This window comes from Pelagerythrobacter marinus (genome assembly GCF_009827515.1).
Lineage (GTDB): Bacteria > Pseudomonadota > Alphaproteobacteria > Sphingomonadales > Sphingomonadaceae > Pelagerythrobacter > Pelagerythrobacter marinus.
Genome location: NZ_WTYO01000002.1, coordinates 574651 through 596640 on the forward strand (window position 1 = coordinate 574651; position 21990 = coordinate 596640).

The 21990-nt window shown below is 70.7% G+C and carries 22 protein-coding genes; 13 read left to right on the forward strand and 9 right to left on the reverse strand.

Annotation, left to right across the window (positions count from 1 at the left end):
• Positions 1 to 3: 3 nt before the first annotated feature.
• The 5 genes from GRI72_RS06585 to trpD all read left to right on the forward strand — a co-directional run bounded on the left by GRI72_RS06585 (position 4) and on the right by trpD (position 5010).
• The gene (locus GRI72_RS06585; protein WP_160733120.1) at positions 4 to 1539 is read left to right on the forward strand and encodes a chorismate-binding protein; all 1536 of its coding nucleotides are present in this window, start codon (positions 4 to 6) and stop codon (positions 1537 to 1539) included.
• An 80-nt stretch (positions 1540 to 1619) separates the two neighbouring features.
• Entirely contained in the window at positions 1620 to 2393 is a 774-nt protein-coding gene (locus GRI72_RS06590) for a phosphodiester glycosidase family protein (protein WP_322295657.1), read from the forward strand.
• Positions 2394 to 2399: 6 nt separating this feature from the next.
• Complete coding sequence (gene pip, locus GRI72_RS06595) at positions 2400 to 3359, forward strand: prolyl aminopeptidase (RefSeq protein ID WP_160733121.1); 960 nt, start codon at positions 2400 to 2402, stop codon at positions 3357 to 3359.
• Between the two features lie 50 nt (positions 3360 to 3409).
• On the forward strand, positions 3410 to 4021 hold the full coding sequence (locus GRI72_RS06600; protein ID WP_160733122.1) for an anthranilate synthase component II: 612 nt from the start codon (positions 3410 to 3412) through the stop codon (positions 4019 to 4021).
• Entirely contained in the window at positions 4018 to 5010 is a 993-nt protein-coding gene (gene trpD / locus GRI72_RS06605; protein ID WP_160733123.1) for an anthranilate phosphoribosyltransferase, read from the forward strand. Before GRI72_RS06600 ends, trpD begins: the two co-directional genes overlap by 4 nt.
• Positions 5011 to 5014: 4 nt before the next feature.
• Here the strand turns inward: trpD and folP are convergent, their stop codons facing one another.
• The 3 genes from folP to GRI72_RS06620 all read right to left on the reverse strand — a co-directional run bounded on the left by folP (position 5015) and on the right by GRI72_RS06620 (position 8330).
• The gene (folP, locus tag GRI72_RS06610; protein ID WP_160733124.1) at positions 5015 to 6136 is read right to left on the reverse strand and encodes a dihydropteroate synthase; all 1122 of its coding nucleotides are present in this window, start codon (positions 6134 to 6136) and stop codon (positions 5015 to 5017) included.
• A gap of 178 nt (positions 6137 to 6314) precedes the next feature.
• Positions 6315 to 7463, reverse strand: a complete 1149-nt coding sequence (locus GRI72_RS06615) for a site-specific DNA-methyltransferase (protein WP_160733125.1) — start codon at positions 7461 to 7463, stop codon at positions 6315 to 6317.
• 231 nt (positions 7464 to 7694) lie between these two features.
• The gene (locus GRI72_RS06620; RefSeq protein ID WP_160733126.1) at positions 7695 to 8330 is read right to left on the reverse strand and encodes a ribonuclease HII; all 636 of its coding nucleotides are present in this window, start codon (positions 8328 to 8330) and stop codon (positions 7695 to 7697) included.
• A 40-nt stretch (positions 8331 to 8370) separates the two neighbouring features.
• Here GRI72_RS06620 and GRI72_RS06625 point away from each other — a divergent pair, with 40 nt between their 5' ends.
• From GRI72_RS06625 to GRI72_RS06650, 6 genes are all read left to right on the forward strand, one after another.
• Entirely contained in the window at positions 8371 to 9519 is a 1149-nt protein-coding gene (locus tag GRI72_RS06625) for a PQQ-dependent sugar dehydrogenase (RefSeq protein WP_237486825.1), read from the forward strand.
• Between the two features lie 155 nt (positions 9520 to 9674).
• Complete coding sequence (locus GRI72_RS06630) at positions 9675 to 10205, forward strand: GNAT family N-acetyltransferase (RefSeq protein WP_160733128.1); 531 nt, start codon at positions 9675 to 9677, stop codon at positions 10203 to 10205.
• A gap of 32 nt (positions 10206 to 10237) precedes the next feature.
• The gene (locus GRI72_RS06635; protein WP_160733129.1) at positions 10238 to 10786 is read left to right on the forward strand and encodes a DUF1285 domain-containing protein; all 549 of its coding nucleotides are present in this window, start codon (positions 10238 to 10240) and stop codon (positions 10784 to 10786) included.
• Positions 10783 to 11388: a CoA pyrophosphatase gene (locus GRI72_RS06640; RefSeq protein ID WP_160733130.1), complete on the forward strand. Its 606-nt coding sequence runs from the start codon at positions 10783 to 10785 to the stop codon at positions 11386 to 11388. The genes GRI72_RS06635 and GRI72_RS06640 overlap by 4 nt, the downstream gene beginning before the upstream one ends.
• Positions 11381 to 12571, forward strand: coding sequence for a CCA tRNA nucleotidyltransferase (locus tag GRI72_RS06645; protein WP_160733131.1), 1191 nt, complete (start codon positions 11381 to 11383; stop codon positions 12569 to 12571). The genes GRI72_RS06640 and GRI72_RS06645 overlap by 8 nt, the downstream gene beginning before the upstream one ends.
• Positions 12572 to 12816: 245 nt before the next feature.
• Positions 12817 to 13350 (forward strand): hypothetical protein, encoded by a 534-nt coding sequence (locus GRI72_RS06650; protein ID WP_160733132.1) that lies wholly within the window; start codon positions 12817 to 12819, stop codon positions 13348 to 13350.
• Positions 13351 to 13547: 197 nt separating this feature from the next.
• Here GRI72_RS06650 and parC read toward each other — a convergent pair whose 3' ends face one another.
• Entirely contained in the window at positions 13548 to 15845 is a 2298-nt protein-coding gene (gene parC / locus GRI72_RS06655; protein WP_160733133.1) for a DNA topoisomerase IV subunit A, read from the reverse strand.
• 99 nt (positions 15846 to 15944) lie between these two features.
• Here parC and GRI72_RS06660 point away from each other — a divergent pair, with 99 nt between their 5' ends.
• Positions 15945 to 16484: a type 1 glutamine amidotransferase domain-containing protein gene (locus tag GRI72_RS06660; RefSeq protein WP_160733134.1), complete on the forward strand. Its 540-nt coding sequence runs from the start codon at positions 15945 to 15947 to the stop codon at positions 16482 to 16484.
• A gap of 118 nt (positions 16485 to 16602) precedes the next feature.
• On the opposite strand, the gene GRI72_RS06665 is transcribed toward GRI72_RS06660, so the two are convergent.
• The 5 genes from GRI72_RS06665 to GRI72_RS06685 all read right to left on the reverse strand — a co-directional run bounded on the left by GRI72_RS06665 (position 16603) and on the right by GRI72_RS06685 (position 21095).
• On the reverse strand, positions 16603 to 17766 hold the full coding sequence (locus GRI72_RS06665) for a PAS domain-containing sensor histidine kinase (RefSeq protein ID WP_160733135.1): 1164 nt from the start codon (positions 17764 to 17766) through the stop codon (positions 16603 to 16605).
• Positions 17759 to 18556 (reverse strand): alpha/beta fold hydrolase, encoded by a 798-nt coding sequence (locus GRI72_RS06670; protein ID WP_160733136.1) that lies wholly within the window; start codon positions 18554 to 18556, stop codon positions 17759 to 17761. The genes GRI72_RS06665 and GRI72_RS06670 overlap by 8 nt, the downstream gene beginning before the upstream one ends.
• A gap of 67 nt (positions 18557 to 18623) precedes the next feature.
• On the reverse strand, positions 18624 to 18959 hold the full coding sequence (locus GRI72_RS06675; protein ID WP_160733137.1) for a 2Fe-2S iron-sulfur cluster-binding protein: 336 nt from the start codon (positions 18957 to 18959) through the stop codon (positions 18624 to 18626).
• Complete coding sequence (locus GRI72_RS06680; RefSeq protein WP_160733138.1) at positions 18956 to 20035, reverse strand: cysteine desulfurase family protein; 1080 nt, start codon at positions 20033 to 20035, stop codon at positions 18956 to 18958. Before GRI72_RS06680 ends, GRI72_RS06675 begins: the two co-directional genes overlap by 4 nt.
• A 91-nt stretch (positions 20036 to 20126) precedes the next feature.
• Entirely contained in the window at positions 20127 to 21095 is a 969-nt protein-coding gene (locus GRI72_RS06685) for a cysteine desulfurase family protein (RefSeq protein WP_237486827.1), read from the reverse strand.
• A gap of 188 nt (positions 21096 to 21283) precedes the next feature.
• Here GRI72_RS06685 and GRI72_RS06690 point away from each other — a divergent pair, with 188 nt between their 5' ends.
• Positions 21284 to 21940, forward strand: a complete 657-nt coding sequence (locus tag GRI72_RS06690) for an alpha/beta hydrolase (RefSeq protein WP_160733139.1) — start codon at positions 21284 to 21286, stop codon at positions 21938 to 21940.
• Positions 21941 to 21990 lie beyond the last annotated feature (50 nt).

Here is a 21990-nt window from a genome sequence, read left to right on the forward strand (position 1 = left end):
CCGGTGGCGCAGGTCGCCCCCGGTCTCCGCAACGCCGAGGCCGCGGCCGCCGCGCTGGCGGCCGGCCGGCCCGCGCTCGTCTGGCGGCGGGTCGTCGCCGATACCGAAACCCCGGTGGGCGCGGCGCTGAAGCTGTTCGATCCGGGCCGGGGCGACTTCCTGCTCGAATCGGTCGAAGGGGGCGAGGTTCGCGGGCGGTACAGCCTGCTCGGCATCGATCCCGACCTTGTCTTCCGGGCCGAGGGCGACAGCGCGGCGATCAACGCCCGCTGGCAGGCCGACCGCGAGGCCTTTGCGCCCTGCCCCGGCGGCGCGCTGGACGAACTGCGCGCGCTGGTGGAACGGTGCCGGATCGACGTGCCGGCCGAACTGCCGCCGGCGCTCGCCTGCCTGGTCGGCTATTTCGGCTACGAGACGATCGGCCTGGTCGAGAAGCTTCCACGCGCACCCGCGAGCCCGCTGGAAATGCCCGACATGCTGTTCGTGCGCCCCACGGTCCTGCTGGTGTTCGACAGCCTCGGCGACGAGCTGTTCTGCATTGCCCCGCTCTGGGCCGGGGAGGACGCCCCCGACGCGGCGATCGCGGCCGCTGGCGAGCGGATCGACGAGACCCTGCGGCGGCTTTCCGGGCCGCCGCCCGCCGAAGCGTGCGCGGCGGACCTGCCCGACATGGCGCTGACCCCGGTGGTCGCGGCGCAGGACTACGCCGCCGGCGTGGCCCGCGCGAAGGGCTACATCGCGGCCGGCGACATCTTCCAGGTCGTCCTGGCGCAGCGGTTCACCTGCCCCTTCCCCCTGCCGCCGATCGCGCTCTACCGCGCGCTGCGCCGGGTCAATCCATCGCCGTTCCTCTATTTCCTCGACCTGCCCGGCTTTGCCGTGGTCGGCTCCAGCCCCGAAATCCTCGTGCGCGTCAGGGGCGGGGGCGACGGGCCGAAGGAAGTCACGATCAGGCCGATCGCCGGCACCCGCCCGCGCGGCGCCACGGTCGAGGCCGACCGCGCCGCTGAGGCAAGCCTGCTGGCCGATCCGAAGGAACGGGCCGAGCACCTGATGCTGCTCGATCTCGGCCGCAACGACGTCGGGCGGGTGGCCGCCCGCGGCACGGTGGAGGTGACCGACAGCTTCACCATCGAACGCTACAGCCACGTCATGCATATCGTCAGCAACGTGGTCGGCCGGCTCGATCCCGATCTCGACGCGCTCGACGCGCTGTTCGCGGGCTTTCCCGCCGGCACGGTCAGCGGCGCGCCCAAGATCCGGGCCTGCGAGATCATTGCCGGGATAGAGCCCGAAACCCGCGGCGCCTATGCCGGCGGGGTCGGCTATTTCGCGCCCGACGGCTCGGTCGACAGTTGCATCGTCCTGCGCACCGGCGTGGTGAAGGACGGCACTCTCCACGTCCAGGCCGGCGCGGGCATCGTGGCCGACAGCGACCCGGCCTACGAACAACGCGAGTGCGAGGCCAAGGCGAGCGCCCTCCTCGCCGCCGCGCGCGAGGCCGCGCGGATTGCGCAGGAGCCGGGGTTCGGCCAGTGAGGCGGCGGCGCCTCCTCTTTCTGGCGCCCTGCGCGGCCACTGTCCTGACCGGTTGCGGACCGCAGCCGGAAGGCGAGCCGGTGATCCGGACCGAAATCGGCAGCGGCGTCGCCGAAAGCGACAGCGAGCCTGGTCCCGCGGCCGAGCCGAGCCCGACACCCACGCCGGCGATGGCTTCCGCCTGCGACAGCACGACCTTCGAAGGGGCCGCTCTTATCCACTGCATCGCCGATCCCGCGCGGCACCGGATCGTGACCGTGCTGGGCCCGGCCGATGGCGCGCCCTATCGCGGCTTTGCCGCGCTCGCAGCCAAGCGGGCGGCCGATGCCGCGCCGGTCGCCTTCGCGATGAACGCGGGGATGTACGACGGCGAAGGCAAGCCGATCGGATACTACGTGGAGGATGGCCGGCGGCTGAAAGAGCTCAACCGCGCCGACGGGCCGGGCAACTTCCACCTGAAGCCCAACGGCGTGTTCTACGGCACGGGCGGCAAGTGGCAGATCCGCACGGCCGACGATTTCTACGCCAATGTCGCCGACCGCCCCCAGTTCGGCACCCAGAGCGGCCCGATGCTCGTGATCGACGGCAAGCTCCATCCCAAGATCGCCGAGGACGGTCCGAGCAAGGCCGTGCGCAACGGGGTCGGCGTCGACCGCGCCGGGCGGGCGCATTTCGTCATTTCGGAAGAGCCGATCTCGTTCGGCGTGCTCGCCCGCTATTTCCGCGACGAGCTCGAAACGCCCGACGCGCTGTTCCTCGACGGCAATGTCAGCGCCCTGTGGGACCCCGCGCGCAAGCGGATGGACAGCGGCAGCCGGTTCGGGCCCATGCTGGTGGTCGAAGAGAAGGACTGAAGGCCGATGGACTACGAACGCACGCTCTACCCCGAGATCGAGCCTTACGACAGCGGCATGCTGGACGTCGGCGAAGGGCACACGCTCTACTGGGAACGGGTCGGCACGCCGGGCGCCAAGCCGGCCGTGTTCCTGCACGGCGGACCGGGCGGCGGAATGAGCCCCAACCATCGCCGCCAGTGGGACCCGGAACTGTACGACGTTCTCCTGTTCGACCAGCGCGGCTGCGGCAAGTCGCTGCCTTTCGCCGAGATCGAGCGCAACGACACCTGGCGCATCGTCGAGGATATCGAGCGGCTGCGGACGATGTGCGGGCACGAGGAATGGCAGGTGTTCGGCGGAAGCTGGGGCGCAACCCTCGCGCTCGCCTATGCCCAGGCCTACCCCGAACGGACCAGCGAGCTGGTCCTGCGCGGCGTGTTCCTCGGCCGCCGGAAGGAGAAAGCCTGGCTCTACTCCTACGGCGCGAGCGAGATCATGGCCGAGCAGTGGGACGCCTTCTCCGGCCTGATTCCCGCCGAGGAACGCGACGATCTGGTCGCGGCCTATCACCGGCGGCTGACGAGCGACGACGAGGACGTCCGGCTCGCCGCGGCGCGCGAGTGGTCGCTTTGGGAAGGCAGCGTTGCCACCCTCCTGCCGGACGAGAGCCTGCTCGATACCTTCGCCGACCCGGCGAAGGCCCTGCCTTTCGCGCGCATCTGCGCCCGCTTCTTCCTGGAAGATTTCTTCCTCGAGGAAGGGCAGCTGCTCGCCAATGCGGACCGGCTGAAGGGCATCCCCGGGATCATCGTCCAGGGCCGGCACGACATCTGCACCCCGCCCACTTCGGCCTGGGCGCTGAAGAAGGCCTGGCCCGAAGCCGAGCTGTGGATCGTCCACGACGGCGGCCATTCCGCCAGCGAACCGGGCATCGTCGACGGGCTGGTGCGGGCGACCGACCGGTTCGCCGGGAAGGCGGCCTGAAACCTAAACTTGCTTGATCGGGCCGGGCGAACGGCCGAAGGCGGCGCGCGATGATACTGGTGATCGACAACTACGACAGCTTCACCTTCAACCTGGTCCATTACCTGATGGAGCTGGGCGCCGAGGTGCGGGTGGAACGCAACGACGCGCTGTCCGCGGCCGAGGCGGTGGCCAGCGGCGCGAAAGGCGTGCTGATCTCTCCCGGCCCCTGCACCCCGAACGAGGCCGGGATCAGCCTCGACCTCGTTGCCGCCTGTGCCGATGCGGCCCGGCCGCTGCTGGGCGTGTGCCTCGGCCACCAGGCGATCGGCCAGCATTTCGGCGGGCGCGTGGTGCGCGGCGGGCTGATGCACGGCAAGACCTCGCCGGTCGATCACGACGGAACCGGCGTCTTCGCCGGCCTGCCCTGCCCCTTCACCGCGACCCGCTACCACTCGCTGGTGGTGGAGGACGTGCCTGACGCGCTGGCGGTCAACGCGCATAGCGAGACCCCGGGCCTCGACGGCACGTGCGTGATGGGCTTCCGCCACCGCGACCTGCCGATCCACGGGGTCCAGTTCCACCCGGAGAGCATCGCCACCGATCACGGCCATGCCCTGCTCGCCAACTTCCTGCGCCTGTGCGGGATCGAGCCCCGCCTGCCGGCAAGGGCCGCGGGATGAGGACGCTGCCCGAGGCGGAACCGCACCTGAGCGAGGCCGAGGCGGAGGAAGTCTTCGGCTGGATCCTCGACGGGGAGACGAGCGAGGAGGAGATCGCCCGTTTCCTGATCGCGATCACCGAACGCAGCGAGACGGCGGAGGAGATCGCCGGCGCCGCCCGCGCGCTGCGCGCCCGCCTGATCCCGGTCGCCGCGCCCGTAGACGCGGTCGACTGCTGCGGCACCGGGGGCGACGGGCACCACACGCTGAACGTGTCCACCGCCGTCAGCCTGGTGGTCGCATCGGCCGGCGTGCCGGTCGCCAAGCACGGCAACCGCGCGGCGAGCAGCAAGTCCGGCGCGGCCGACACGCTCGAGGCGCTGGGCCTCGACATGGAGGCGGCGGGCCGCACGGCGGAGAAGACGCTGGCCGAGATCGGCATCTGTTTCCTCTTCGCCAAGAACCACCATCCCGCGATGGGCCGCATCCAGCCGATCCGCCAGCGGCTGGGCCGGCGCACGATCTTCAACCTGATGGGCCCGCTGTCCAACCCCGCCGGGGTGCGGCGGCAGCTGATCGGGATCGCCCGGCCCGCCTATGTCCCGATCTATGCCGCGGCGAAGGCGCGGCTGGGGACCGAGCGGACCTTCATCGCTTCCGGCGACGAGGGGCTCGACGAACTGAGCCTGGCCGGCGGCAACGAGCTGGCCGACGTCGCCGGCAACGACTTCGAGATGCGCCGCGTCGAAGCCGCCGAAGCCGGCCTGCCGAGCGCCCCGGTGGAGGCGATCCGCGGGGGCGACGCACGGCACAACGCGCGCGCGCTGAAGGCCCTGCTGGACGGCACGCCCGGCCCCTATCGCGACGCCGTGCTGTTCAACGCCGCCGCCACCCTGATCGTCGCCGGCCGGGCGAGCGGCTGGGAAGAGGGCGCGGCGATCGCCGCCGAATCGCTCGACAGCGGCAAGGCGGGCGCGCTGCTCGACCGCTGGATCGCGCTGGCGCAATAGCGCCCTAGCCACCCCCCCCGGGCAATTGCGAGAAGTCGGTCAGCGCCGCGTCGCGCAGGCCGCGCCAGACGTTGCGCGCCTGGACCGTCGCGGCCACGTCGTGCACGCGCAGCAGCTGCACCCCCGCGTCCATCCCCGCGATCGCGAGCGCCAGGCTGCCGCCGAGCCGCTCGTGCGCCGGGGCCTCGTTGCTGAGCGCGCCGACCATCCGCTTGCGGCTGGCGCCCAGCATCAGCGGTTGGCCCAGCGCGTGGAACAGCGGCAGCGCGTTGATCAGCGCGAGGTTTTCCGCCAGCGACTTGCCGAAGCCGATCCCGGGGTCGAGCACGATCCGCTCGCGCGCGACGCCGGCCGAGAGCACCGCGTCGCGCCGCGCCCGAAGCCAGTCGAACACGTCGAACACGACCGCGTCGTAATCGCCACCGGCATGAAGGTCGTCGCCTTCGCCCGGGGCATGCATCAGGATCACCGGGCAATCGCGCGCGGCGACGAGTTCGAGGCTGCGCGGATCGTGGCGCAGGGCCGATACGTCGTTGACCATGTGCGCGCCTGCGTGGAGCGCGGCGTCCATCACTGCCGGCCGGCGGGTATCGACGCTGATCGCCGCGCCCATCGCGGCGCAGTATTCGACCGCGGGGATCACCCGCTCGATCTCCTCCCCTTCCCACACCGCCGCCGCGCCCGGGCGCGTGCTTTCGCCGCCGATATCGACGATCGCGGCCCCCGCTTCCAGCATCGCAGCGGCATGGTCGCGGCCGTGTTCGGGCCGGTCGAGGAACTGCCCCCCGTCGGAGAAGCTGTCGGGCGTGACGTTGAGGATGCCCGCCACTTGCGGCTGGTCGAGCCGAACGGTCCGCGCGCCCAGTTCCAGCGGCGGATGGGCCAGGCGCAGGTTCGCCCATTGCTCCTCCGCCTCGGCGTCGAGCCCGGCGGGCAGGCGGGCGAACGTCTCGGCCGCGGTTTCGGGCGTGAAGCGCCAGCGCTCCACCACCGCGCCCTCGCGCCGCACGACGGCGGCGAAGCGATGGGCATAGACCATTCCCCCGCCCAGGCGGATGCAGTCGCCTTCCTCCCCCTGCGGGCTCGCCGCAAGGCCGATCGGCTGGAGATAGACCCGTTCGCTCATTGCCCTGCCGGCCCGATGATATGTTGAGACATGGACCGCATGTTACACAGTCCTGGACCAAAAGAATCGCGCTGCACGAAGCAGGTGCAAAACGGGCGCGATGCAGGGCGAATCACGGTCATGCATCCGGCCTAGCGGGTGAGAGCCGTGTAGGACAGCGTGCGCCGCGCCCGGCGCATCAATCCTCGGTCGCGAGGAGGTAGAGCTGGCGCGCAGCGTCGATCGGCTTGACCTCGCCATCGACTTCGTAGTGCCAGAAAGTCCACCCGTTGCAGCTCGGCGCGCCCTGCAGGTCCTTGCCCAGGCCGTGGATGCTGCCGACCTGTTTTTCATACGCCAGCGAGCCATCGGCGCGCACGGTCGCGGTCCAGCGGCGTTTCTTGTCGAAGACCTGCGTGCCGGGCGCGATATAGCCGTTCTCGACCAGGGCGCCGAAGGCGACCTTGGGCGCGGTCTTGCGGCTCTGCATCGTGGTCAGCGCGCTTTCGTCCAGCGGCAGCTCCTTCGCGATCCGCTTCAGCGCGGCCTGGCGATAGCCGCCCTCTCGCTCGCACCCGATCCATTCGCGCCCCAGGCGGCGCGCGACCGCGCCGGTCGTGCCGGTGCCGAAGAACGGATCGAGCACGACGTCGCCCCGCTCGGTCGTGGCGAGCAGGACGCGGTAGAGCAGCGCCTCGGGCTTCTGCGTCGGGTGGACCTTGTGCCCGCCTTCCTTCAGCCGTTCCTGCCCGCCGCAGATCGGCAGGACCCAGTCGCTGCGCATCTGCAGCTCGTCGTTCAGCGTCTTCATCGCGCGGTAATTGAAGTGATACTTCGCCTTTTCGCCCTGGCTCGCCCAGATCAGCGTCTCGTGCGCGTTGGTGAAGCGCGTGCCGCGGAAATTGGGCATCGGGTTGGCCTTGCGCCAGACGACGTCGTTGAGGATCCAGAACCCCAGGTCCTGCAGGATCGCGCCGACGCGGAAGATGTTGTGATAGCTGCCGATCACCCACAGCGCGCCGTCGGGCTTCAGCACGCGCTTCGCCTCGGTCAGCCAGGCGCGGGTGAAATCGTCGTAGGCCTTGAAGCTGTCGAACCGGTCCCAATCGTCGGTCACCGCGTCGACGTGGCTGCCGTCGGGGCGGTTGAGGTCGCCGCCGAGCTGGAGGTTGTAGGGCGGATCGGCGAAGACGAGGTCGATGCTGGCATCGGGCAGGCGGCGCATCGCCTCGACGCAATCGCCGTCGAGGATCTCCCCCAGCGGCAGCGCGGGCGCCAGTTCGCGCGGCGCGGCAACCGGCTTCGCGCGGCGCAGCGCCCGTGTCTTCGTCGTCTCGACGACCCCCATGTCATTCCCCCGTTGGCAGATTTATCCACAGGGTGAGTCCAAGCGGACTCGGCGTCAAGCACCGATTTCGCGCGTGGCATCCGGCCGGTGCCGACCTTGCCGGAGAACGAAAGGAGTCCCCCACAAGATATTGAGTCCGCGCGATTCGGCCCGACTCGATATGCTGCGGGTGTTGCCCGAAGGACTCAATTGCATCGCGAAAGCCGGGGGTTCGCGAACGCCGGCGGCGCGTCAGGCCGGGGCGGCGAACAGGTCCATCTGCGCGACGGGAGCGAAGCTGCGGCGGTGGAGCGGGGTCGGCCCGTGCAGCCGCAGCGCCTCGACATGGTCGCGCGTGCCATAGCCCTTGTTGCGTTCCCACCCGTAGTGCGGGTGTTCGCGCGCGGCGGCGACCATCATCCGGTCGCGCCATTCCTTGGCCACGATCGAGGCGGCGGATATCGCCGGCTCCTTGCCATCGCCGCCGACGATCGCGCGCGCGGGCCAGCGCCATTCGGCCCGGCGGCCGTGCGGGGTCAGGTTGCCGTCCACCAGCACTTCGTCCGGATCGCGCGCCAGCGCCTCGGCCAGGCGGGCGACCGCCAGGGTCATGGCCAGCATCGTCGCGCCGAAGATGTTGAGCCGGTCGATCTCCGCCACTTCGACCACCCCCACGCCCCAGGCGCAGCGCCGCCGGATCGCCTCGTCGATCCGCGCGCGCGAGCCGGCGCAGAGCCGCTTCGAATCGTCGAGCCTGGCCGGTCGCGGCTTGCACAGCGCGACGGCTGCCGCCACAACCGGTCCGGCCAGGGGGCCGCGCCCGGCCTCGTCCACGCCGACGACCAGCGGCGTTGCACCGAACGACTGATGGGGAGTTGCACTGAACATGACCAAGACCGCGATCCTTGCCGCTATCCTATCGCCATGCATGCTGCTTTCCGCAAGCTGCAGCGCCGAACCGTCCGGGGAAACCGGGTCGACCGCCGCCGCCCCCGCCGCCGGGGAACCGGTGTCGGTGCTGGAAGGCGGCGATTTCGCAACCCGCTCTTTCGGCAGGTTCGACGAGCCCTGGGCCGCCGCCTTCGCGCCGGGCACCGCGACCCTGTTCGTGACGGAGAAGAGCGGGACGATGAAGTTCGTCGATACCGCGACCGGGCGGACCGGCACGGTCGCAGGGATGCCGCAAGTCGATTACGGCGGCCAGGGCGGCCTGGGCGACGTGGCCTTCCTGCCGTCCGAAAGCGCGGACACGCTGGGCCGGCGCACGATTTACCTGACCTGGGCCGAGGCCGGGGAAGGCGACACCCGCGGCGCGGCCCTGGGCCGGGGCACGCTGGTCTGCGAACAGGCCGATGCCTGCGCGGTCGAAGGGCTGGAGGTGATCTGGCGCCAGCAGCCCAAGGTGACCGGGCGCGGCCACTATTCGCACCGCATCGCGATCGCGCCCGACGGGCAGCACCTGTTCCTGTCGTCGGGCGACCGGCAGAAACTGGAGCCGGCGCAGGACCTGTCGAACACGCTCGGCTCGATCCTGCGGCTGACGCTCGACGGCGAGGCCGCGCCGGGCAATCCCTTCGCCGATCGCGGCAGCCCGTCGGACCAGATCTGGTCCTACGGCCATCGCAATGCCCTGGGCCTGCAGTTCGACGCCCAGGGGCGCCTGTGGGATCTCGAGCATGGCCCGGCGGGGGGTGACGAGCTGAACCTGGTCGAACGCGGCGCCAACTACGGCTGGCCGGTCGTCTCGAACGGCGAGCATTACAATGGCGATCCGATCCCCGCCCACGCCACCCGGCCCGAATTCCGCGCCCCGGCGATCGGCTGGACCCCGGTGATCGCGCCGGGCGACTTCCTGTTCTACTCGGGCCGCCTGTGGCCGGAATGGGAAGGCCAGGCGATCATCGCGGCGATGAAGCCGGCGGGGATCGTGCGCGTCGCGATCGACGGCGAAAGCGCGCGCGAGGTCGCCCGCATCCCGTCGGAAAACCGCATCCGCGAGATCGTCGAGGGCCCCGACGGCGCGCTGTGGATCCTCGAGGACGGCGACGGCCGGCTGATCCGCATCGCGCCGGCCTGATCCCGCGCCCGCCTTCCGCCCCCGCCCGGCTGCCGGGCCGCCGGGGCGCGCAAAGCCGGGGCGGTGCAAAGCCGGGGCGTGCAAAGCCGGGGCGGGGCTGGCCCAAGGCGAATTTGGTCGACTCCGCCGCCCCGCGCGCCTAACCGCGCGCGCCAATGGCAACGATCGTCCCCCTTGGCTCCATCGACCCGGCGCTGGTCGAGGAACTGCTCGACCGCGCTTTCGGGCCGGACCGGCACGCGCGCACGGCCTATCGCATCCGCGAGGGGACGCAGTGGCTGCCCGCGCTCAGCTTCGCCGCGGCGGACGATGCCGGATACCTTGTGGGCACGATCCAGCTCTGGCCGGTCGCGCTGACCGATCCCGCCGGGCGCGCGCACCCGATGATCATGGTCGGCCCGGTGGCGGTCGTGCCCGAGCGGCAGCAGGAAGGGTTCGGCAAGGCGCTGATGCTCGCCGCGCTCGGCGCGCTGGAACCGGGCGCCCTGCCGCAGGTGATGATCGGCGATGCGGAGTACTACGGCCGCTTCTTCGGCTTTTCCGCCGCCCCCACGGTGGGCTGGCGCTGCCCCGGCCCTTACGACCCGGCGCGCCTGCTGGTGCGGTGCGACAACCCGGCGATCCTGCCGGCCGAAGGGATGCTGGGGCCCTGGCCGGAGCAGGGGGCTCCGAGCGCCGAGGATTGAGTCGCCCCCGGCAATCTGCCAACCGGATGGCGATGCCTTACGATCCGCCTCCCGAACTCGCGGGCCTGACGCTCGACCAGGTCGCCGAACAGGTCGCGCAGCGCAAGCTGCCGCCGGTCGAGCAGTGGAGCCCGGAAAAGACCGGCGACAGCGCGATGCGCATTGCCGCCGACGGCACCTGGTTCCACGAGGGCAGCCCGATCGCGCGCCAGGCGATGGTGCGCGCCTTCGCCGGGCTGCTCACGCGCGATGCCGCGGGCCGGCACTGGCTCGTGACCCCGTTCGAGAAACTGGCGATCGCGGTCGAGGACGCGGCCTTCATCGCCACCGACGTCGTGCGCCGCGACGGCGGGCTGGCCTTCCGCCTCAATACCGACGACCTGGTGATCGCCGGCCCCGCGCACCGCCTGCGCGCCGCCGGCACGGCGGACAATCCGGCGATCTACCTCGGCGTGCGGCGCGGGTGCGAGGCGCGGCTGAACCGGAGCACCTGGCTGCAACTGGCCGAAATCGCGCTGGCCGAAGGCGACGGCACGCGCGTGACCAGCGGGGGCGAGACGTTCTCGCTGATGCCCGGATGAGCGCGCTGTTCGACCGGCTTCAGACCCTGTTCGAACAGGGGCACCGCGCCGAGATACCCGATCTCCTGTCCGACGAACGCTTCGCCGATGCCGAGCGGGTGGCCGATGCCGCGGTGCTGATCGCGGTGACCGACCGCCCCGCACCCGGCGTGATCCTGACCCAGCGGCCCGCCGGGATGCGCGACCACCCGGGCCAGGTCGCCTTTCCCGGCGGCAAGATCGACCCGGGCGAGAACGCGATCGAAGCCGCCCTGCGCGAGGCGGAAGAGGAGCTGGCGATGCAGCCCGCGCATGTCCGCGTGATCGGCGCGACCGACCGTTACCAGACCGGCACCGGGTTCGACATCACGCCGGTTCTGGGCGTCGTCCCGCCCGACCTTCCGCTGGAACCCAATCCGGGCGAAGTCGAGGCCTGGTTCGAGGCCCCGCTCGACGTCCTGCTCGCGCGCGAGAACTGGAGCGAGCACGAGGTCTTCTGGCGCGGCGCGACGCGGCGCTATCTCGAATACCACCACCAGGGCTTCCGCATCTGGGGCGTGACCGCGGCGATCATCGCCAACCTGTCGCGCCGGATCGAATACAGGGCGCTGTTCGATGCCTGATCCGCTGCCTTCCACCCTGCCCCCGGCCGACTGGACCCGGCGCGAAGGCCTCGCCGCGCTGGTCGCCGCGCTGGGCGCGGACCAGGTGCGCTGGGTCGGCGGCGCGGTCCGCGACACCCTGCTGGGCCAGCCGGTGAACGATGTCGACGCGGCCACCCCGCTGACGCCCGACGCGGTGATCGACCGGCTGCGCGCGGCCGGCATCCGCGCGATCCCCACCGGGATCGAGCACGGCACCGTCACCGCCGTCCTGCCCGACGGCAATGTCGAGGTCACGACCCTGCGGCGCGACGTTTCCACCGACGGGCGACGCGCCACCGTCGCCTTCGCGACCGAGTGGCGCGAGGATGCCGCGCGCCGCGATTTCACGATCAACGCGCTCTACGCCGCGCCCGACAGCGGCACGGTCTTCGACTGGTTCGGCGGGCTGGACGATCTCGCCGCGCGCCGCGTGCGCTTCATCGGCGAGGCACGCCAGCGCATTCGCGAGGACCACTTGCGCATCCTGCGCTATTTCCGCTTCCAGGCCCGTTTCGGCACGCGGCTGGACGAGGAGGCGGAGCAGGCCTGCGCCGAGCTGGCGCCGATGCTCAAGGGCCTGTCGCGCGAGCGTGTCGCGGCGGAGCTGCTCAACCTGCTGTCCCTGCCCGATCCCGCCGACACGCTCGAGCGGATGCATGGATTGGGCGTGCTGCCGGTCGTCCTGCCCGAGGCCGGACGCGCCACGATCGCCGCGCTGCGCCGCCTGGTCGCGGCGGAGCGGGCATCGGCCGTCGCGCGCGATCCCGTGCGGCGCCTCGCCGCGCTGCTGCCCGCCCTGCCGCCGGTGGCCGAGACGGTCGCCTCGCGCCTGCGCCTGTCAAAGGCCCAGCGCGAGCGGATCGCCTGCGCGGCCGCGCGCAGCGCCGCCGACCGCGAGGATCCGCGCGCGCTTGCCTATCGCGAGGGGCGCGAATGCGCGATCGACCGCCTGCTGCTGGCGGGCGAAGACCCGTCCCCGCTGATCGGGTGGGAGGTGCCGCGCCTGCCGCTCAAGGGCGGGGAGATCGTCGCCCGCGGGGTCGCCGCCGGGCCCGAAGTCGCGCGGCTGCTGCGCGCGGTCGAGCGCGAATGGGTGGCCGAAGGCTTCCCGCCGCGCGAAAGAGTCGAGCGTATTCTTGAAAAAATGCTCCAGACTTTCTGAATCTTGCTTCATCGTGGTTTAATGTCGCCGTCCCTATAAAGAGGCGGTTGCCATCGCCTGCGACGCTTGCGATGGAGCCGTTCGCCCATTTTCGGGCGTTTCGGGGTTCCTGCTATTCATGGCGGGGCACGGCGCGGGAGGTGCATTACCTCCGCCGGCGCCCCCGTATTCCAGAACGGTCGATTTCCTGCGGGCCCAGTGCGCGCGTGTAAGTCCCTTGATTTGAATTGTTACGGAGTGATTTTATGAAGTTCTCGAAAATGGCCATCGCCGCCGTCGCCGCCGCCGGCCTCGCCACCGCAGCGCACGCCCAGGGCGTGGCCGTGGGCGCGACCGTCTATGGCCCCGAAGGCAACCCGGTCGGCACGATCGAGAGCGTCGCCGACGGCGTCGTGACGGTCGACACCGGCAAGCACCGCGCCCCGCTGCCCGCCGATGCCTTCGGCGAAGGCGAGCAGGGCCCGACGATCACCGTCACCAAGGGCGATCTCGACGCGATGCTGGACCAGCGGCTTGCCGCCGCCAACGAGGCGCGCGACGCGGCACTGGTCGAAACCGCCGCTGTCATCACGGCCGACAACCAGCCGCTCGGCGTGGTCAAGAGCGTCGAAGGCGACGCGGTGATTGTGACCGGTTCCGAAAGCGACCTGAACCTGCTGCGCGAACACTTCGCAGTGAACCAGAGCGGCCAGCTCATGGTCCTGTTCACCCAGGCGCAGATCCAGGAAGCGCTCGCGGCGCAGACCGCTGCCGCGCGGGGCGGCCAGGACGGCGCCTGAGCCAGTCCCCGATGCGGGAGCCGGCGCGCCGGCCCCGCCCGGGCAGAAAACGTGAAAGGGCCGGTCGCGCGATTGCCGCGACCGGCCCTTTTTCCGTGTGGGCCAGCTTCCTGCCGGCCGATTTCCCTGCCGGCCGATTCCTCGTCGGCGGTTCCCTGGGCGGGCCAGCGCGGCGATCGCGCCGGCGTCCCGCCCCGTCAGAAGCGGTTGTCCTTGGGGAAGCCCTGGGGCGGCAGGCGGCCGGCGGCGCCGCGGGCGACCTTCCACTGCCAGATCTCGTTCTCGGTCCGCGTGCGCCCGGTCTCGCCGCCCATCGTCCAGCTCAGCCCGTCGGCCAGGGTGAACGTGGTCGCATCGCTCAGCCCCCCGTCGCGGTAGCGCTGCAGGGTCACCCCCTGGCCGCGCGCGAGCATCGGCAGTTCCTCGAGGTTGAAGACCACCAGCTTGCGGTTGTCGCCCACCACCGCGACGTGATCGTGCGCCTCGGCGATTTCGCGCACGACGCGCAGCTTCGCCCCGCCCTTGAGGTTGACGACCTGGCGCCCCTTGCGCGTTTCGGCCAGGATTTCCTCGGTCGCGGCGGCAAAGCCCTTGCCCGTCGTCGCGGCCAGGAGCAGCTGCCCCCTGGGCCGGTGGACGACCAGGCCGACGACTTGCGCCTCCGGGTCCATGTCGATCATGTTGCGGATCGGCTCGCCGAAACCGCGCGCGCCGGGCAGCTTGTCCGCCCCCAGGGTGAAGATGCGCCCGTTGTCCGCGGCGACCAGCAGCTTGTCGGTCGTCTGCGCGTGGAGCGCGAAGGCCGGGCCGTCGCCTTCCTTGAACTTCCATTCGCTGTCGAGATCGGCGTGCCCCTTGGCCGCGCGGATCCAGCCTTTCTGCGACAGGATCACCGTCACCGGTTCCTTCTCGATCATCGCGTCCATGCTGAACTCGACCGCGGGGGCGGCCTCGCGGATGGTGGTCCGCCGCCGGCCCAGCGGGGTATCCTCGGCATATTCCTTGCGCAGGGCCACGAGGTCGCGCTTGAGCCGGGTGCGCTGGCGCGCCGGGCTGCCGAGCAGTTTTTCCAGCTCGTCCTGTTCCTTCAGCAGGTCGGCCTTTTCCTGCCGCAGCTGCATTTCTTCCAGCTTGCGCAGGGACCGCAGGCGCATGTTGAGGATCGCTTCGGCCTGCCGCTCGGTCAGGTCGAACTCGGCCATCATCACCGGCTTCGGCTCGTCCTCGGTGCGGATGATCTCGATCACCCGGTCGAGGTTGAGGAAGGCGGCGATATAGCCTTCGACCAGCTCCAGCCGGCGGGCGATCTGGTCCAGCCGGTGGCGGCTGCGGCGCTGGAGCACGTCGATCTGGCTCTGCACCCAGTGGGTCAGCAGTTCCTTCAGCCCCATGACCATGGGCGTGCGGCCCATGCCCTCGGTGACGTCGAGCACGTTGAGGTTGAGGCCGAAGCGCGTTTCCAGGTCGCTCAGCTTGTAGAGCGATTCCTTCAGCAGCTCGGGATCGACGTTGCGGCTGCGCGGGACGAAGACGAGGCGGATGTTCTCGTCGCTCTCGTCGCGGATATCCTCCAGGATCGGCAGCTTCTTGTCGGCGATCAGCTGGGCGACCTGTTCGATCAGCTTGCCCTTGGGCACCTGATAGGGGATCTCGCTCACGACGAGCTGCCATTGCCCGCCGCCCAGCCGCTCGATCCCCGCCTCGCGGTCTTCGGGCTTCTCCGCCTCCGCCGCGTGGAACCGGGCGCGGATGCGGAACGATCCGCGGCCCGTCTCGTAAGCGTGCGAGATCGTCGCCGGGCTATCGACCACCAGCCCGCCGGTGGCGAAGTCCGGGCCCCTGAAAAGCTCCATCAGCCGGGCATGTTCGACATGCGGGTTGTCGATCAGCTCCAGCGTGGCATCGATCACTTCGGCGACGTTGTGGCTGGGGATATTGGTCGCCATGCCCACCGCGATCCCGCTGGCGCCGTTGGCCAGCAGGTTGGGGAACAGGCCGGGAAAGACCTCCGGCTCGCTTTCCTCGCCGTTATAGGTCGGGATGAAATCGACCGTCCCCTCGTCCAGCCCCTCCATCAGGCGCAGGGCGGTCTTCGTCAGGCGCGCTTCGGTGTAGCGGTAGGCGGCGGCGTTATCGCCGTCGATATTGCCGAAGTTCCCCTGCCCTTCCACCAGCGGATAGCGCAGGGCGAAATCCTGCGCGAGGCGGACCATCGCGTCATAGACGCTGGCATCGCCGTGCGGGTGGTACTTGCCGATCACGTCGCCCACGACGCGGGCCGATTTCTTGAACGCGCTCGCCGGGTCGAGCTTCAGCTGGCGCATGGCCCACAGCAGCCGGCGATGGACCGGCTTCAGCCCGTCGCGCAGGTCGGGCAGCGAACGCGCGGTGATGGTGGACAGGGCATAGACCAGGTACCGTTCCTCCAGCGCGGAATCGAACGGTGCATCGACGATCGCGTCGAAGGGATCTTTTTCATCTTCCAGAGTGGCCATGCCACTGGTCCTAGCAGCGCCACGGGCCGGCTAGAAGAGCGGAACGGCGCGCTTTCCCCACGCGTTGCCGGGGCAACTGCAATCAACAGGAGAAACCCCATGGCACGTGCACTCATCCTTGCCACCGACGGCTTCGAACAGTCCGAGCTGACCGGCCCGCGCGACAACCTGGAAGAGGCGGGCATCGACACGACGATCGCCAGCCTCGAAGACGGCGAGATCCGCGGCTGGGACCAGAAGGACTGGGGCGAGAGCGTGAAGGTGGACATCACCGTGGGCGAGGTCGAGGTCGGCGATTACGACGCGATCGTCCTGCCCGGCGGCCAGATCAATCCCGACGTCCTGCGGATGGACGAAGACGCGGTCGCCCTCGTGCGCCGCTTCGCCGAGGCGGACAAGACCGTCGCCGCGATCTGCCACGCGCCCTGGCTTCTGGCCGAGGCGGGCCTGGTCGAAGGCAAGACGGTGACGAGCTGGCCCTCGATCCGCACCGACCTGAAGAACGCCGGCGCCAACGTGGTGGACCAGGAAGTGGCCGAAGACGGCAACTTCATCACCAGCCGCAACCCCGACGACATCCCGGCCTTCTCCGAAGCGATCATCTCGCGGCTCCAGGGCGTCGATCGCGCGGCCGCCTGATTGCCTGCGCGGCACATGGCGCGCCCGCTTTGCCGGAGCGCGCCCACGGGGCCCGTCGCACCGCGCGGCGGGCCCTTTCGCATCGGGCGCGGCCTTCAGCCCGGGTCTGGCGTGGCCCTCAGGCCGGGTCGGCCGCGGCGTCCCCCGCGTCGGGGTCGCGGCGGGGCATGGTCAGGGTGAAGCGCGTTTCACGCTCGTCCGAGGCGACGTCGAGCGTGCCGCCGTGCAGCCGCGCAATCTCGCTGGCGATGAACAGCCCGAGGCCTAGCCCTTTCTGCCCTTCGCGGAAATCGGCGCGGTAGAACGGTTCGAACAGGCGCGCGCGCGCGGCCGCGGGGATCGGGTCGCCCCCGTTGGCGACCGACAGGATGAATTCGTCGTTCGTGGTCCGCGCCTCCAGCCGCACCGGCTGGTCGGGCGCGCCGTGGGAAATCGCGTTGCCCATCAGGTTGGAGGCGAGCTGCCCGATGCGGTCGGCGTCGCAGTCCACCGCGCGCTCGAGCGCCAGCGAGACGTCGAACTCGCGGCGCGGGGCGATCGCCCGGCTTTCCGCCGCCACTTGTTCCAGCGCCTGCTGCAACGGCGCATCGGCGGTCTTCTGCACCGCCAGGCCGCCGCCCAGCCGCCCGCGGGCGAAATCCATCACGTCGTCGATCAGGCGGTTGGCGCGCGCGATGCTGCCTTCCATCTCGCGCAGGATCAGGTGCTCGCGCTTCCCCAGCCCCTCGCACCGCTTGACCAGCCGGGTCCCGGCCTCCAGCGCGGCCAGCGGGTTGCGCAAGTCGTGGCCGAGGACGGCGATGAACTGGTCGCGCAGCTCGATCGCCTCGTGCTCCGCCCGGGCCTGGGTCTCGGCCTTGATCCGCGCCTCGATCAGGCTGCGTTCGAACGTGCGCCGATCGACCGCCTTGAACACGGTGAGACGGGTGAAGAGATGGCGCTCCCCCTCCCCCCGCCGCTCGGCCGCGTTGGCGATCACCGGGATCTTGTTGCCCCGCGCATCGACCAGGTCGAGCGCGATCTCATGCACGAAACCCTGCAGACGCAGGAGCGGGGCGAGATGGGTCTCGAACGCGATCTTGCCCCCGAAGCTCAGGATCTCGTGGACCGTGCGGCCGAGGATCTCGTCCTCCTCGCGGCCGATCCAGTCGCACAGCGTACGGTTGAGCTTGACCACGCGCCCGTCGGGCGACAGCGACAGGTAACCGCACGGCGCGTTGTCGTAGAGGTCCTTCAGGTCCTCGGCCGGGGTATCGTCGGGGGGACGGCCGGCTTCAGACAAAGGCGCGCATGGCCCTGATCACCTCGTCCGGCGCGCTCAGGTTCGGGCAGTGGCCGCTGGCGTCGAGCATGACGAAGCTGCTGTTCGGCAGGTTGCGGTGGACATATTCGCCCACGCAAGGCGGCGCGATCACGTCTTCGCGGCATTGCAGCACCAGGGTCCGCGCGGTGACGCGGGCCAGGTCGTCGCGGTTGTCGGAGAAGAACGTCACCCCGGCGAATTCGCGCGCGATGTCCGGATCGGTGCTGCAGAAGCTGTTGGTCAGCCGCTCGCCCAGTTCGGGCCGGTCGGCATTGCCCATGATCGTGGGGCCCATCGTGGCCGCCCAGCCGAGGTGGTTCTCGGCCAGGAATTCCAGCAGCTCCTCTATCTGCGCGTGCGAGAAGCCGCCGGTATAGCCCTCGTCGTCGATGTAGCGCGGCGAGGGGCCGACCATCACCAGGTCGGTGAACATGCCCGGCTCCTCTATCTGGGCGAGGGCGCCGATCATCGCGCTGACCGAATGGCCGACGAAGATCGCGCCCGACAAGTCCAGCGCGCGGCCGATTTCCACCACGTCGGCGGCATAGCCGTCGAGCGAGCCGTAGCGCGCGGAATCGTAGGCCGAGAGGTCCGACTGCCCGGCCCCGACGTAGTCGAACAGGACGACGCGGAAATCGTCCTCGAACGCGCTGGCGACGTCTTTCCACATCGTCTGGTCGCAGCCGAAACCGTGGGCGAAGACCATCGTCCTCTCCCCAGCGCCGCGCACCTGCACGTTGTTGCGCGCGAGAATGTCCTGAGCCCTCATGGCGGCGGTGACTAGCAGGTCGCGGCCGATAACGGTAGCCGTCGCATGCGCCCCGCCGCGCGTCCGCTCAGATCACGCTCATGTCGTGCGCCTCGGCGGGAATGCGCACTTCGAGCCCGTCGAGCGCGCGGGTCAGCAGGACCTGGCAGGACAGGCGGCTCGTGCGCTGGACCCCGGCGGCGAGGTCGAGCATGTCCTCTTCCTCCTCGCTCGCCTCGGGCAGCCGGGCGAACCATTCGGCGGCGACGATCACGTGGCAGGTGGAACAGGCCATCTGCCCTTCGCAGGTCCCCTCCAGCGGCATCCCCGCCGCCTGCGCAAGTTCGAGCAGCGGCGTGCCCTCTTCCCCCTCGGCCTCGGTCACCGCGCCGCGGGGCGAGACGAAGCGGACGCGCACGCTCATGCGCGCTGCCCTTCGGCCGCGGCGTCGATCAGCGCCGCCGCGCGTTCGAGCTGGTCGATCGTGGTATAGCGGCCGAAGCCGACGCGGATCGCGGTCTTCGCCTCGGCATCGGACAGGCCGATCGCCCTCAGGACATGGCTGGTCTTGCCCGACCCGCTGGCGCAGGCCGAGCCGGCGGAGAACATGACCTCGCGGCACTCGCTCATCAGCCGGGCCACATCCAGCCCCTCGCGCCGGATATTGAGGTTGCCGTGCCAGCGGGCATCGGCGCTGCCGTTCAGCGTCCAGCCCGAAAACAGCTCGCGCGCGCGGTTCCACAGCGCCTCGACATGGGCGGCATCTTCCGCCCGCCGTTCCAGCGCCACTTGCGCCGCGGCGCCGAACCCGGCGCAGAGCGCGGGGCTGAGCGTGCCCGAACGCAGCCCCTCCTGCAGCCCGCCGGTGACTTGCGGGTCGAGGTCCAGCCCGTCGCGCACCCACAGCGCGCCGATCCCCTTGGGGCCGTGCATCTTGTGCGCGCTGATCGCGATCATGTCGGCCGCCGGCACGTCCATCTTGCCGCAGGCCTGGACCGCGTCGCACAGGAACAGCGCGCCGGCCCGCTGCGCGCGTTCGCGCCACTGGTCGACCGGCTGGATCGTCCCGATCTCGTTGTTGACCGCCATGACCGCGACCAGCCCGACATCGGCGGGCAGCGGGGCATCGGGATCGGCCACCCCGTCCGGCCCCACGGGAATCGCGCTCGCCTGGCCCAGCGCCAGCGCGGTGTCGCGCACGGCCGCGTGCTCGACCGCCGTGAAGGCAATGCCCGCCTTGCGCCGCGGGGCCGATCCGCGCATCGCGAGGTTGACCGCCTCGCAGGCATTGCCGGTGAAGATCACCCGCCCGCCCGGCGGCAGCAGCGCCGCGACCCGTTCGCGCGCGACCTCGACCGCGGCTGCCGCCTGCCGCCCCATCCGGTGCGGACTGTGCGGATTGGCGAAAGCCGTGCCTTCGGGCCCGTCGAGCCAGCGCAACATGGCCTCGCGCGCCTCGGGCGCGAGCGGGGTCGTGGCCTGGTAATCGAGATAGATCATCGTGCTGCGATTCCTTTCCGTCGCGCCCTGGCCTTTCAGCCGCGCCCCGGCCTTCCGGCTGCGCCCCTGGCTTCGGTTGTGCCCATATCCTTCACGTCAGCGATGTCCATGCCGCGGCGAAGCGTTCCAGCTCGTCGGCGGTCGTGTTCCAGCCCAGGCTGACCCGGATCGTGCGCGCCGCGACATCGTCCGCCACGCCGAAGGCATCGAGCACGCGGCTTTTCTTCAGCGTGCCGGAAGAACAGGCGCTGCCGGCCGAAACGGCAAAGCCCATCGCGTCGAGCCGGATCAGCAGCGCCTGCGCGCTCATCGCCGGATGGGCGAGCGCGAGGATATGCGGCGCGTGGTCCGCGCCGGGCGCGATCCGCGCGGGGGCAAGGGTTTCGGCGAAGGCAAGCCGCTCGGCCGCATCGGTCCGCCAGTCGCCGGCGCGTTCCAGCGCGGCGGCGAACCCGGCGATCGCGGGCAGGTTTTCCGTCCCCGCGCGATAGCCGCGCTCGTGCCCGCCGACCGGTTCCAGCAGCGCGAAATCGCGCACCAGCAGCGCCCCGACCCCGACCGGACCGCCCAGCTTGTGCGCGGAGACGACCGCCATGTCGCAATCGGGCAACGCGATCTTGCCCGCCGACTGGGCGCAATCGGCGAGCAGGAGGCCGCCCCCCGCGCGGACTTGCGCGGCAAGCCCGTCGCCCGGCAGCATCAGCGTGCCGGTTTCCGGGTTCAGCTGCTGGATCGCGACCACGCAGGGGCCCTGCCCCGCCAGCGCCGCCGCCAGCGCGGCGGAATCGATGCGCCCCCCGTCCGCCGGCAGGATCGCGGCGTCGCGGGCGGCACGGAACACCGCGTCGTGTTCGGCCGCGCTCGCGGCCCGGCGATCCGCTCTGGCCCGCCCGAGCGCGATCGCCAGCGCCTCGCTCGCGCCCGACGTGAAGATCACTTCGCCCTCCCAGTCCAGCGCGCGCTTCACCCGTTCGCGCGCGTCCTCCAGCGCGGCCTTGGCCTTGCGCCCTTCGGCATGGGGGCTGGAAGGATTGGCCCAGAGGGCGAAGGCGTCCTCCATCGCCGCGCGCGCTTCGGGGCGCAGCGGGGTGGTTGCGGCATGGTCGAGGTAGATGCGGTCGGGGATGGCTCTCTCGTCGTGGTCGGGCCGGCGTGGCGGCGATTGCGATTTTGCTCCGGCGCACTATATAGCCCGGCACCTCGCGCGCGCCAGCCGCGCGGTTGTCAGCTCTAGCAGGTGCCACCCCGATGCCCTCAGTCATCTTTCCCGGCCCCGAAGGCCGCCTCGAAGGTCGTTTCTCCCCGCCCCCGCGCCCGCGCGCGCCGGTCGCGATGATCCTCCACCCGCACCCCCAGGGCGGCGGCACGATGAACGAGCGGATCACGCAGCGCCTCTACAAGACTTTCGTCGATCGCGGCTTCGCCACGCTGCGGTTCAACTTCCGCGGCGTCGGCCGCAGTCAGGGCAGCTTCGACAACGGCGTGGGCGAACTGTCCGATGCCGCCGCCGCGCTCGACTGGGTCCAGTCGATCCACCAGGAAGCGCAGGTGACATGGGTCGCCGGGGTCAGCTTCGGCGCGCTGATCGGGATGCAGCTGCTGATGCGCCGGCCCGAGATCCGCGGCTTCATCTCGATCGCGCCGCCGGCCAACATGTACGATTTCAGCTTCCTCGCCCCGTGCCCGGCCAGCGGCATCTTCGTGCAGGGCGCGGCCGACACCGTGGTCCAGCCGGCCGCGGTGACCAAGCTGGTGGAAAAGCTGCGCACGCAGAAGCACATCACCATCCACCACGAGGAAATTCCCCGGGCCAACCACTTCTTCGAGAACGAGATCGACGAGCTGATGGCCTCGGTCGACAACTACCTCGATTTTCGGCTCGATCCCGACTGCCCGATCAAGTGACCGCCACCCCCGCTGCCGCCGCGACCGGGCGGTAACGGGGGGCCGGCGCC